Source organism: Bacteroidales bacterium, assembly GCA_035353855.1.
GTDB lineage: Bacteria > Bacteroidota > Bacteroidia > Bacteroidales > CG2-30-32-10 > DAOQAK01.
The window spans coordinates 46293-60023 of record DAOQAK010000019.1 but is presented as its reverse complement, the minus strand read 5'-3'; the positions used below and the strand labels follow the sequence as shown (position 1 = coordinate 60023).

Here is a 13731-nt window from a genome sequence, read left to right as displayed (position 1 = left end):
TATTAAAGCGTTTTGATTTTTCCCTGCTTTTTTCCTGAGGAAACTCCAAAAAAATGGGAAAAATCAATTGTGAACATTGACGATTAATTTTAAATTTGAAAAAAAATAGAAATTAAATATCTAAGCAAATGTATACTTGCATCAATCGTGATGAATAAAATTCAAGCAGGAATTCAATGTGGGATTTATTTTATCATGGATATTCACGAGCGAGATAGTGATGTGCCCCGATGAATACATGGGTTAGCGAGAGAAAAAAATAATTTCTAATAATTTTTATTCAGATGAAAAATATAACTAAAAAATATTCAAATGGTGAAATTACTGTTGTGTGGAAACCCGATTTATGTGTGCATGCAGCTGTTTGCTTTACCGAATTACCCAAAGTTTTTATTCCTTATGAAAGACCGTGGGTGAGAATGGACGGAGCTTCTACCGATGAGATTATTGATGTGGTTAACAGGTGTCCTACCGATGCATTGACTTATTACAGGAATAATGTAAAAGATGAAGAAATAAAAAACAAAGCAGAACATAATACCGAAATCTCAATTAAAAAAAATGGGCCTTTTATTGTTAAAGGCGATTTTAAAATTACCAATGTCGACGGGAATGAAATTGTTTGTGCTAAATCGGCAGCACTTTGTCGTTGCGGGCTAAGCAAGAAGCAACCGTTCTGCGATGGTTCACATAAAGGGAAATTTAATATTGATGATTAAGTTAAATAAGTTGACAAGTTGATATGCTGAAAAAGAAATACATTTAATAATGAATTTATACTCGTTCTTATCAGGTTTGCAAAGGCAAAACTATTTAGAACGAGTTATACCGTACAGAAAACAAAAAATATTTTTGCAAAACTCTTTTCTGTCGGTATAGAATAAATCTTATTTGCAAACTTTGCGAAAACTTTTAACTCTTTGCGGTAAAAATATTTTAATGATTCATAGATCTGGATGAAAAAAAACAATCAAAATATAAAATCACAAAAGGTAAATAATCAAACCACAAAAAAAACAGTTATCAATCCTGTTATATCAGTGATCATTGCTTTTATTGTTCCTGTTTTACTATATCTGCAAACGGTTTCATTTAATTTTACTTCTTTCGATGATGAACAATTAATTTCGGACAACATCACTTTTCTTAGCGATTTTGATAATGCACCACAGGTATTTTTAAAAGAAGCTTTTATCAGCGATAAAGGTCATTTTTACCGTCCATTGCAAACATTGTCATACATGTTTGATATTTCCTTGTCGGGTGGAAATAATACATGGATGTATCATTTAACAAATGTTTTGCTGATAGGGTTTATTTCTGTCCTGTTGTTTTTATTTCTTCGCAAATTTTTAATTCCAATTAAACTGGCATTATTAAGCACATTGCTTTTTTGTGTGCATCCATTATTCGTATCATCGGTAGCATGGATTCCTGCACGTGGCGATTTGTTACTGGGTTTTTTTTCGTTATTGTCATTTTTGTTTTTTATCGAATTCCTTCAGCAGAAAAAGAACCCGTATTTATATTTGCACTGGGCATCGTTCACTATTGCCTTATTCTGTAAAGAAACTGCGGCGTTTCTTCCGTTTCTTTTCATTATATATTATTTTGTGTTTTCATTCGGGAAACATTTTGAAAAAAAATATCTTGTCAATATTTTACTTTATGGGATTTCAGGAGTATTATGGTTTTGGTTGCGTTCTGTTGTAATTGGAAATTATTCAAGTCCGAAAGATATTGTTGGCTTTCCTGCTTTTGTTCAAAGTATTCAAACCATTCCCGAATCGCTGGCCATATTTTTTATTCCTATTAATATTACAGCATTTCCTGTTTTTTCTTTTTTAAAAACCATTCTTGGGTTGATTATAATAGCATTGCTGATACTGGTATTCATAAAGAATAAAGAAAAATCCAATAAGGAAAAAATATTTTGCTTTGCATGGTTCCTCTTGCTGATACTGCCCACTATGTTTTTTAAAAATATCCAGATTGATTATTTGAATCATCGCTTCTTCCTTTCTCATATTGGTATATTATTATTCATGCTATTTGCAGTACCTGAGAAATGGTTCGATAAAGGCGATATAAAAAAACCGTGGTTGCTGATCGTCATTATTGCTTTTCTTTCTTTTATGACCATAATAAAATCACGTAACTATCACGACCCTTTAACTTTTTATAATGCGGCAACAGAAAACTCCGAATCGTCAATAGCATTCTACAACAAAGGAAACATTATAAAAATATATAAAGGAGATTTGCAGGATGCGATAAACAGTTATACTAAAGCGATAGAAATAAAACCCGATTACGCTGAAGCATATAATAATCGCGGTAATGCATATTTTCAACAAAAATTATATGACAAGGCAATGAATGATTATGTAAAAGCAATTGAGCTGAAACCTGACTATACCGAAGCATATTACGATAGAGGAAACATATATCTTAACCAGGGAGAATATGATAAAGCTATTGCCGACTACAATAAAACAATTGAAATCGATCCTGGTTATGCCCGTGCATATAATAACCGTGGTTATGTATACTCTCTTCAAAAAATATATGTTAAGGCTATAATTGATTATACAAAAGCTATTGAAAATAAACCGGACTATGCAAAAGCATACAATAATAGGGGTGATGCATATTACAGGCAGGGATTGAATGATAAAGCCTGCACTGATTATAAAAAAGCTGATGAGCTAGGTGATAAAGCAGCAAAAGCAAATATGGAGAAGTGTTGCAAGGAAAAATAAAAAAGGAATAATTTACGCTTTAATTTTCTTTGTGAACTTTGCAAAAAAAACATTGTGTTTGTTGCGGCAAATCTGTGGTAAAAAATTAATAATAAATTTTCTATAAAAAGTTTAATGAAACAAAATCAATCTCAAAAAAACACAACGATTAAAAAGCCATTACCACTGGCTAAAAAACAGAATCCTGTTATTCCTTTCGTTTTAGTTTTCTTAATACCTGTATTACTCTACATACAAACGCTTGCATTTGATTTTTCATTTTTTGATGACGATGTCATTATCATCGATAACATTTCTTTTTTGAGTGATTTTTACAATGCTCCTTTTGCTTTTCTTACCGATGCTTTTATTTCAAAGTGCAGTTCGTTCTACCGCCCTATGCAAACATTGTCGTATATGACAGACATCCAGCTTTCGGGCGGAAATAACCCATGGATGTATCATTTGACGAATGTTTTGCTTTTAGGATGTATCGCGTGTTCGCTTTTTATCTTTTTCAGAAAATTATCATTGCCTGTGAAACCCGCAATATTAGGCAGTTTGATATATTGCATGCATCCTCTGTTTATTTCTTCTGTGGCATGGATTCCTGCCCGCGGCGACTTGCAGTTGACCTTATTTTCATTATTGTCGTTTATTTTTTTCATTGAATTCCTTAAAACAAAAAAGAATAATTTTTTATTCTGGCACTGGATAACATTCACCATTGCTTTATTCTGCAAGGAAAGTGCTATGTTACTTCCAATCCTGTTTGTGCTTTATTATTTTTTATATACTAAAGAAAAACGTTTTGAAAAAAAATACTTTATTCTCCTTTTGCTTTATGCCATTTCAGGAATATTGATGTATTGGATGCGCATCAAGGCAATCGGGAGTTTTTCAAATGATAAAGATGAAGTAGGGATAATGTCTGTTCTCTGGAATCTGCGAACCATCCCCGAAGCCATAGCCATGTTTTTTATCCCATATAAAATTGCACCTATTCCGAATTTCTCTACATTAAAAACCGTTATGGGTATTGTTATAATTATTGTTTTGCTTATATTATTTTTCAAGAATAAAGAAAGATCAATTAAAGAAAAAATATTTTGTATTTCCTGGTTTTTAATTTTCATTTTACCTCCAATGTTCTACAGGCATCCTTATATCGATTACCTGGATCATCGTTTCTTCTCTCCAATGATAGGTGTCCTTTTATTTGTTTTATATTTATTTCCATGGGAAAAAACAACAAATAGCGACACAAAACGAACATGGATATTTATTGCAGTAATAATATTTTTCAGTTCGTTCACATTAATAAAATCATGGAACTATTCCGATCCGTTGGTTTTTTATGATACGGTTATTTCACAAAACCCTAAGTCTACGCTGGCATATTTTAACAGGGGATGTATAAAAAGAGACAGGAAAAAAGATATGAATGATGTTATAGCCGATTTTTCAAAAGCTATTGAGCTGAATCCAAAACATACAAAAGCTTATAACAATCGCGGGTTTGCATATGGAGCGCAAGGATTTGCCGATAAAGCTATTGCTGATTACTCTAAGGCTATTGAACTGGAACCGGATTATGCCGATCCATATAGCAATCGGGCCGGAGAATATTATAATCAGAAAAAATACGATAAAGCAATTGCTGATTATTCTAAAGCAATAGAACTGAAACCAAAATTTCCTGTTACTTATTATAACCGTGGAAACGCTTATAGCAGTATGGGATCATTTGAAAAAGCGATTTCCGATTATACTAAAGCCATTGAATTGGATGCCGGATATGCTGATGCTTTTTATAATCGTGGTAATGTATATAACTACCAGGGGTTATTGGATAATGCTATTGCTGATTATTCAAAGTCAATTGAATTAAAACCCGATAATGCTAATGTGTATTTTAATAGGGGAGTTGCATATCATTCAAAAGGTATTTCGGATAAGGCTATTGCTGATTTCTCTAAAGTTATTGAACTGAACCCTAATGATGCTGGTGCATATTTCAGTCGTGGAAATGAGTATATCAAAATGAAGTTATTTGATGAAGCCTGCGCCGATTATAAAAATGCAGAAGCGCTTGGGTTGAATGAGGCGAAAGAAAATATTTCCAAATATTGTAAATAATCTAAACTGTTGTATTGTTAATGTATAATCATTCTTGCCTGGTTTGCGAATGTAATTTTTTTGGAATGACAATAGTGATGCAATAAAAAAAGCGGAATTTAATTCCGCTTTTTTTACATTAATTTTTCTTTTAGATATCAATTCGTTTAAGTGTAAATACTTCTTTAAAGTTTCCGCTTTTATATGTCCATTCCATATTATTTGTATTCTTCTTGACAACAGTAACGCTGGTTGCGCTGGCACCGGTGAAATCGATCTGGTTTTTTGCCGGGCAATACCATAAGCAACTTCCTGAAGTACCTAGTGCAGTTGCAAAGTATGAAGTTAAGTTCGTGTTGAATTTGTATATGCAATCATTTTCCTGGTCATCATACATTTGATCGTATAGCTGAAAATAACCGGCATCGTTAGTTGTGGTTACCAATGTATAGCTGCCACCGCTAACTTCATAATATTCCATTTTGTCGATATTCCAGTTTCCGTGGAATTTTCTTAATCCCTGCTGGTTTACTTCACACGACATAAAAAATATGGTTATGAATAAAATTGAAAATATATATTTTGTTTTCATAGTATATGTTTTTAATGATTTCCCCAAATGAATGATAAAAAGGTATTGATACCAAAACTAGATGGATTGTAGAAATATTTATTGGTATAATAAGTTGTTTCCACACTTAACGGAGCAGCAATAAATACATATTGCGCATAGGGCTGAAAGCGGAGTTGAAGCGATTCGCTAAGTTTAATAGGGAAGCTTATATTTACAGTCATCCCCAAGGTGCCTGTTCCCTTTTTATCATATAATGCAACCCATTCAGCATTTTTGAATTCATCTTTCGGCGCTACTTTTTTTATTACTTTAAAACTTCCGAAATCAAATGTGATCCCCATTTTTATTCTTCGGTATAGACTAAAATATCCTCCCCAGCTTAATACATTTAAGCGGGTTTTGATATTTCGTACCTTATATAATGAATCGGTGTCTTCTTTGGCAATGCCTTCGGCTTCGGCAATAGCATGTTTATTTGCCCATCCTATAATCATTCCTCCTTTTGGGCTGCCAATGCGCCAGTCGGTATATATCCCCCTGAAATATTCAGGCATGTCATATTTTTTTTCGATGTTGGGATTATTCAAGTTGAATTCATACATAGGGATTTCAAGGTTGCTTAAAGGGGAGAACATGCGAGCATATGTCCATCCAATATTTAGCGAACTTACTTGTGCTACTGAACTATTATGGAAAATAAACAGCAGCAGGATTAATGGAATAAAGAGTAAAGTTTTTTTCATCGTATTTCTTTTTTTCAAAGATAAAAAAAACCTGCAATTTACATTACAGGTTTTTTAAATATTTTACTCTGACTTTTTTATTGAGAGTTTTGTTTCATCGGCATCTTTAATTTCTGTATAGAATTTTTTGAATGCATCGAAATCTTCCACTTCAATAACACGGTTTTTGAAAATTTGAGTCTTTGTAACGATTAATTCATCGGTAGTTTTAGTGAATTTTAATTCATATTTCCCGAATTTATTTTCAATAAGTATGTCTTGTGGCTTTTCAGCAATCTTGTATCCTTTAGGAATTTTAATATTTACTTTTTGAACTACCGGAGTAATATTCAGTATCTGTGAAAGGTCAATAGCTGTGAATCTTTTTTCTTTATTAAGAGCAGTGCTGGAAAGAATAGTTTTTACAAAAGGAATGCGGAAAATCAGCATGCTCATAATTTTTTCACCATAGTTTTCGGCTGATAATTTAATATTTGATTTTAAAGGATTTGAAATATCTTTAAGATTACCAAAATCAAAACTTACAATTTTCATATTTTCCAGAAGTTGTTCGCCAAAATATTCGGGAATGAATTTTTTCTGTTCTTCATTGGTCATGGGGTTTAATACTTCTCTAAGGTAACCGGCTTCTATGCCCTGTGTATTAACATCAGCGTTTACAGTAATTGATTTGTCTTCTTTAAAATCAGCATCAATATTAATTTCCTGCATATTATTTACAGGGTCGGAATAATAATTATTTAATTTAAAAATATCTGATTCCCCATCGCGGATTATTATTGCATGTGCATCGGCATCGTTTTCGTTAAGACAGAAATACGGATAATAGTTTGATGTGGGATCGGCAAAATATGTCTTCCCTTCAATCACGTAAGCAACAATAACATGATCGAACAGCATGCTGGGCATAATATATTTATGAAAATACCTGTTTGTTTTTACCAGTACGAAATATGATTCAATACCCAGCTGGCGTAACATCGATATCATAAGCGTGGCTACATCTTTACAATCGCCAATTCCGCCGGAGCATGTCAGTCCCGGACGTTTAGGAATATAATTGCTTTGCAGGAAGTCGACATAGGAATAATCAATATTTTGAGTAACATGATTGTATACAGCTTCCACTTTTTCAAATGGAGTCATATTGGTTTTGATTATTGTATCAAGAACTTCTTTTAACTCGTAAGTAGCTTCCAGTTTTTTATATGTTTTTTGTTTGTACCATTCAGGAATGGTACTCCAGCTTTTAATTGTGGTGCCCCAGATATATGCGTACGGTTCAATGCGGTCATAAACATCTGCTTCTTCTTCGTACTTTGGAATATTATTCAATTCCCAACGATAAAAGGTATACCCGTTTTCATTTTTCTTTATCACATTATCGGTAACTTTATGACAGTCATATTTAAATTCAATGCTGTCGGGGAGTATCACTTCTATTTTCGAATAATAAACAGGAGCGTCAAATGAAATGTAATTGAGAAGGAACATGCTGTTGTCGAATTCATTTTCAAGATAACCTTTGTAAGTACCTTCCAGCTTGATAATATCACCGGGTTCAAGATCTTTAAATACGACATATTCATAATTCATATCGGGAGTAATCTCGGCCCCGTTTTTCTTAATTACTTTCACATAGTTCAGCTGCCCTAAAAAACTGAAATTATTTTCTGTCCATTTTCTAGCACCATCTTCACTAAGAATTTTGATCATTAATTTCTGGTAAATATGAGTGGTCCTTTTTTTGTCAAGGCATACATCTTTAGTGTACATAAGTACTACCGACTTTTCATCTTTGTATTTTTCTTCCCATCCATTTTTGCTCAGAATATCATCAAAACTTTTCGTGGTAAAATATTCTTTTATATTATCTTTCTCTGTAAGCTTCTCCACTTTCTCTTCTATATCTTCACGGGTATAATTGGAATGCTCTAATGAAAGCGCTCTTTCGTAATATTCAATGGCTTTTTCTTTTTCTTTTTTATCGGAATATATATCGCCAATTGTTTCAAGAATCGATTCGGAATAAGGAGTCATTTCCAGGGCAGTAAACAAGTTAGAAAGGGCTTCGTCGTATTTTTCTTTTGTATAAAGGAAGTTTGCTTTATCTGTTCTGTGTGAACAAACATAAGGCTCAATGGATATGATTTCATTATACAGGTTTATAACTTTATCATATTTATTCTTATTTTTATAATAGGTGATCAATGTTTCATAATCCCATGAATAAAAATTATTCTTCAAACTTTTTAAAGCTTCTTTTGCTTCTTTTTTTCTGTCGCGATCCGTTTCAGGTTTGTATTCATCAGGTTTGTAGTTCTCGTCTTCAAGGTATTCTTTCAGGTCTTCTTTGTATGAAGGATACGCGATTGATTTTTCTTTAACATATTTCTTTTTCTCATCGTTCATTCCTTTTTTCTGGTAATATGAAATCACATCCTGGATTATAGAGTAGTTGAAAGGATAAACAGAATCGAGATGGAATAACAATTTTGCATATTCTTTTTCATCGGCATCCTGATCAATTTTATTCAGGCTCTCGTATGAAAGTGCAAAAACTGGGGTTTTGGTTTCATCAATATCATTAAGGATAAGATATGCTTTCTCATCTTTTTTATTTAATGCGTAGATCTTTGCTGCCAGGTATTTAAAGAAAACCATGTCGGGATTCTTCCGGTAAAGTTTAACAAAAAATTCTTCATTCTCTATTGATTCCACTGAGTTGATAGATGCTTTGCACAGGAAAAAATAATTAGCCAGCTCATCGGGATTTTTAGCTATTGCGTTTTTAAATATATCAGTAAGTTTATAATTGTATGTATTCACATCGAACGACGATGCTGAATATGATGCATTAAAATCAGAATTAATATTTTTTAATAATGTACCGTTTGCATCGGTTATTCTCAATGCAAATTGTGGGTCGCCAGAAAATGATGAACCAAAAAGTGAGGAATAACTATCGAAATAATCATTATATGAATATGAGAAACCGGATGCATCATGATAAGCAAGAAAATTGCCATTATCAGTATCATAATTAAGCGAAGCACATTTTACCAAAATCCTGTGTGTGCCTTTAGTTAAGGTTAATTCGGCAATATCATTATCCCATTTGAATTTTGAATTTTTATCATTCTGAAAAACAAGATAACCGTCTATCCATATTTTTATTGGTGTGTTGCGGGCAATGCGAAGCTGAGCTTTTACTGTTTCGGGTACATTAATAAATGTGTTTGCAAAATATACCGTTTCACTATAATCATCAGGAAGGTTATCAGTGAAAACAATTTTTCCATCATCGTTGCGCAGGTTTCGTTTTACCCATTTATAATCGATTCCGTTACCACTGTCGTATAATTTTGTTGTATCGAAATTGTCTTTTTCAATTTCGTATTCCTTCACGTATCCATAACCCGAAATACTTTGAAAAGGTCCAATTACGCTCCAATTGTAGTTTCCGGTGATTTCTGAAAAAGCTTTTTTACTTTCGGCAAATTTTCTTTCGTTAAACAATGAATATGCTTTTTCAACATTCAACAGGGTAGTGGCAGTTTTCAGCGAATCGTTACGGAATGAAAGTTTGTTTTTATAATTATTATATTCGTTGTTGAATAATAAATAATGTTCAGGTTGCTTATGATTATTTATAAGGCAATTGATATACTTGCTATACGAAATGTCATCCTGTACCAGTTCAGAAATATAAATCATGCCATATAACGCCTTCAGGTTAGTGCTGTCGGTTTTTAATTGTTCCAGGAATATTTTTTTTGCAGAAACATTATCATTCTTTTTTATTTCGGTCCACCCATCCTGTGCGATGCTTATAAAAGGCATAAGCGAAACAGAAATGTAAATTACAATTGTTTTGAAAATTTTAATGCGATTCGTCATATTTATTATTCGTTATTTGTTCAGATATTAGTTTTTATAAAAATACAAAATAATTTACATTTAACCTCCTGCTATTTTTGCTTTATATCCTTGGGCTAATAAATATTGTGTTACTTTTTCCCTGAAATTCCCTTGTATAATTATTTCATTATCTTTCACGCTTCCGCCTGTACCACATTTCATTTTTATTTGTTTGCCCAATGTTTCAAGGTCAGCATTTTTACCGATAAAACCTTTTACGACCGTAGCTGTTTTTCCGCCGCGGTGTTTGGTTTCAATGAAAACACGCAGTTGCTGCTGTTGCGGGGGTAATGTTTCGGGTTCATCACTATTTTGATAATTATATTGAAAATCTGGGTTTGTAGAATATACAACTCCGGAAATATTTTTTTTCTTTTGCATTTACGGTATGATTATATTAAGTGATTTGGGTGCAATTTTAATATTTACATTATTTGTTCTTTCAGCAGGGTCGCCATCAATATGACAGGAAACCTTATCAGAAACCTCAATTTGTGCTTCTTTAACTTTATGAATTTCCACATGCTTTGATCTGTTAATGTTTTTCAGGAAAAGTTTATTTGCCATAAATGCTGCACTAAAAACTGAAACAGGATGAATAATACATAAATCAATATAACCATCATTGATCCTGGCATCGGGAGCAATGGTAATATTGTAACCAAACTGGTCGGAATTGGCAAAACTCACTAATAAAGCGGAACATGAAATACTTTGATTATTAAAACTGATTTTATATTGCAAAGGTTTATATTTAAAAAACTGAACAACTACATTGATCAGGTACGAAAAGAAACCGCGTCGTTTGCTTTTTGCAAATTCCTCGGCAACTAAAGCGTCGAACCCAAGGCCGGCAATACTTATAAAAAGTTTGTCATTAATAGTTGCCGTATCTATTCTTGAAACTTTTTGCCTGTTAATTATGCCAATGGATCTTTTTAATAAATAAGGGATCTTCAGATGATGCGCCAGTCCATTGCCTGAGCCGACAGGAATCAATCCCATGATGGTTTCGGAATTCACCAATCCGCAGGCTACATCATTTGCAGAGCCATCACCACCAACAGCTACAACTATATCTGTTTTTTCCAGGGATGCTTTTCTCGATATTTCAATTGCATGATGAGCATATTCTGTCTTTATTATTTCATAAGTGAATCTGGAATGATCGAGAAATTTTTTAATAGCTCTTTCAACCAATACCTGCCTTCCAATGCCTGAAATGGGATTTATTATGAATATTATTTTCTTTTTTTGTTCACTCATTTCAGTTCTTTTATGGTCATTTTATTTTCAATCAAATTGCTGTTATACACCTGAATTATTCCTTTAACATGTTGTTCAATTTCTTTTTTTATAATAGAGTTTTTGTTGATGATATTATTTGTAAGAAGTTTATCTTTTGCATGATTATAAAGAGATAAAGCATGATTCCCGTCGAACACTAAAACATAATCGTTCATTACTACCTGGTATGTTTCATTTACATAACTTATTGCATAATGTTTATGTGTACTGTCGAAAACACTTTCACCATATGAAATAAAATTTTTATCAAAGTTAAGATAATCTAAAACAGAAGGCATGATATCGACCTGTTGAGTTATGGTTTTGCATTCTCCTTTCAAATCACTGTTGTGGCGGTAAAAAATAATTGGGATTCGGTACATCCCACAGCGTGTCTGGTATTCCGGGTATTGCGATTCCGAAGTGTGATCGGCAGTAATAACGAATATTGTATTATCGAACCATGACTTTTCTGATAGCGTTTTAAAAAATCTATTTAAAGCATAATCGGTATATTGAATACTTTTTAAAATTGGTAATTTCCCGCCTTTGAATTTATTTTTATATCGTACCGGAATATTATAAGGGTGATGAGAAGAAAGAGAAAATATTCCTGCTATAAAAGGTTTCGATGAATGATCAAGTGTTGTGGCAGTATATTGCAGAAATTCTTCATCGCAAATACCCCATTTGCCATCAAAATCTTTTTCATTATTATATTCTGTCCGTCCATAATATTTATCAAAACCGGCAGAATTTATAAATGCATCAAATCCCATTGTCCCATTTGTGCCACCATGAAAGAATGAAGAGGTATACCCTTCTCCTTTAAGCAAACTGGCAATACTGTTAAATTTATTTCCGGAATAAACCGAAGTGATGAAAGCATCATTCATTAACGAAGGAATACTTGCAAGCACAGAAGGAACGCCTTCGATAGAACGTTTGCCATTTGCAAAAGCATTGGTAAATACAAGACTGTGATTTATCAGTGAATCAAGAAAAGGAGTATACCCTTTATATTTACCATTATCGAGTTCTTTATTTAATGCACCAATATATTCTTTTGAAAAACTTTCGAGAATTATGATAACAACATTTAATTTTTTTTGTGCCGTATCTTTTTTATAATTATGTATTGGTGAAAATATATTTTTTAGTTCTTTGTCATCAAAATATTTGATATTCTTAACACCAGTTTTTCCAATAGTTTTTATAATTGTAAAAGGAGTATTTAATACCAGTGCTACATTTTGTGTCGAAGTATATTGCCCTGCGGTCATGATACTGATTGGGCGGAGCTGGAATCCCCCACGGAATCCAACAATACTAATACCTGAAATTAAAATAAAAATTAAAGTTTCCTTTAGATAGAAGGAAAATATTTTTTTCTTTATTGAAATTTCATCTGCAATAATTTTTGTTTTGCTAAAGAAAATCCATGTTAAGATGATTAATAAAATCCATACCAGGAACAGGTACCAGAAATCTTTTACATATTGGGGCAGGAGTGAAGTAAAATCGGAACCCAATCCCAGAACATTAAAAATATCGGCTATTGTGCGCGATTGTGTGAATTTAAAATATTCGCAGTCCAATAAATTTCCGGCTAAAACAATTGCTGTAGAAATAGTGAAAAGGAATTGTAAAAATTTTTGATATTCTTTGGAGTGCTTTAAATGAAATGGAATAATGCTAAAGAATATAAAAATGGAATAGAATGCAATAATTGCTGAAAGGTCGAAAAGAAGACCGTAAAATAAAATTTTTAAAAATTCAACTAAAGTTGTTTGAAAATATTGATGATTGAAAACGAAAAACAATATTCTTGTTAATGAAAAAAGAATAAATACGTAAAGTATCCTGGTGAAAAAAATCTTATAATAACTGCCTTTGAGTAACCTTTTCATCATGAGCAAAGGTAGGAATATTTTAAAAAGAAAACGACACGGTTAAGTGTCGTTTTAAAGTTTTAAGGAAAAAGTTTTTACATGAAAATCACTTTTACCGTCCTTACTTTTTCTTCGGCTGCATTACCGGCATTGTCGGCAACATTATATTTAACCTGGTACGAACCCGTATCGGTAGTATTTACATTATTTATAACAACTATTTTTGAAGTAATGTCGCCATCGGTGTCATCAGTGGCAGTAGCGCCGGGATCGGAATATGTGGTGCCTTGCCTAACAGTATACGGATTATTCCCATTCACCGTAATAACAGGCGAAGTGGTATCTTCATTTTTATCTTTACACGAAATTATAAAGAATAAAGAAATAGTTATAATACCGGATAAGATCACGTGTAATGTTTTCATATTGATTATGTTTTTAGCAAAGATAAAAAA

At 32.5% G+C, this 13731-nt stretch carries 10 protein-coding genes; 3 read left to right on the top strand and 7 right to left on the bottom strand.

The window, feature by feature from the left end; all coding sequences use genetic code 11:
* Positions 1-284 precede the first annotated feature (284 nt).
* From PKK00_06590 to PKK00_06580, 3 genes are all read left to right on the top strand, one after another.
* A complete protein-coding gene (locus PKK00_06590) occupies positions 285-719 on the top strand; it encodes a (4Fe-4S)-binding protein (GenBank protein ID HNW98061.1) in 435 nt (144 codons plus the stop codon).
* A 237-nt stretch (positions 720-956) separates the two neighbouring features.
* A complete protein-coding gene (locus PKK00_06585) occupies positions 957-2762 on the top strand; it encodes a tetratricopeptide repeat protein (protein HNW98060.1) in 1806 nt (601 codons plus the stop codon).
* Between the two features lie 114 nt (positions 2763-2876).
* Entirely contained in the window at positions 2877-4880 is a 2004-nt protein-coding gene (locus PKK00_06580) for a tetratricopeptide repeat protein (GenBank protein HNW98059.1), read from the top strand.
* A gap of 130 nt (positions 4881-5010) precedes the next feature.
* Here PKK00_06580 and PKK00_06575 read toward each other — a convergent pair whose 3' ends face one another.
* The 7 genes from PKK00_06575 to PKK00_06545 all read right to left on the bottom strand — a co-directional run bounded on the left by PKK00_06575 (position 5011) and on the right by PKK00_06545 (position 13701).
* Positions 5011-5451 (bottom strand): hypothetical protein, encoded by a 441-nt coding sequence (locus tag PKK00_06575; protein HNW98058.1) that lies wholly within the window; start codon positions 5449-5451, stop codon positions 5011-5013.
* 11 nt (positions 5452-5462) lie between these two features.
* Complete coding sequence (locus PKK00_06570; protein ID HNW98057.1) at positions 5463-6176, bottom strand: hypothetical protein; 714 nt, start codon at positions 6174-6176, stop codon at positions 5463-5465.
* 63 nt (positions 6177-6239) lie between these two features.
* Entirely contained in the window at positions 6240-10076 is a 3837-nt protein-coding gene (locus tag PKK00_06565) for a DUF3857 domain-containing protein (GenBank protein ID HNW98056.1), read from the bottom strand.
* Between the two features lie 60 nt (positions 10077-10136).
* Positions 10137-10478 carry a translation initiation factor gene (locus tag PKK00_06560; protein HNW98055.1) on the bottom strand — a complete coding sequence of 114 codons (342 nt, stop codon included), beginning with the start codon at positions 10476-10478 and terminating at the stop codon, positions 10137-10139.
* Positions 10479-11363: a diacylglycerol kinase family lipid kinase gene (locus PKK00_06555; protein HNW98054.1), complete on the bottom strand. Its 885-nt coding sequence runs from the start codon at positions 11361-11363 to the stop codon at positions 10479-10481. It abuts the gene before it with no gap.
* Entirely contained in the window at positions 11360-13294 is a 1935-nt protein-coding gene (locus tag PKK00_06550) for a sulfatase-like hydrolase/transferase (GenBank protein HNW98053.1), read from the bottom strand. Before PKK00_06550 ends, PKK00_06555 begins: the two co-directional genes overlap by 4 nt.
* Before the next feature lie 77 nt (positions 13295-13371).
* Positions 13372-13701, bottom strand: coding sequence for a DUF5011 domain-containing protein (locus tag PKK00_06545; GenBank protein ID HNW98052.1), 330 nt, complete (start codon positions 13699-13701; stop codon positions 13372-13374).
* Positions 13702-13731 lie beyond the last annotated feature (30 nt).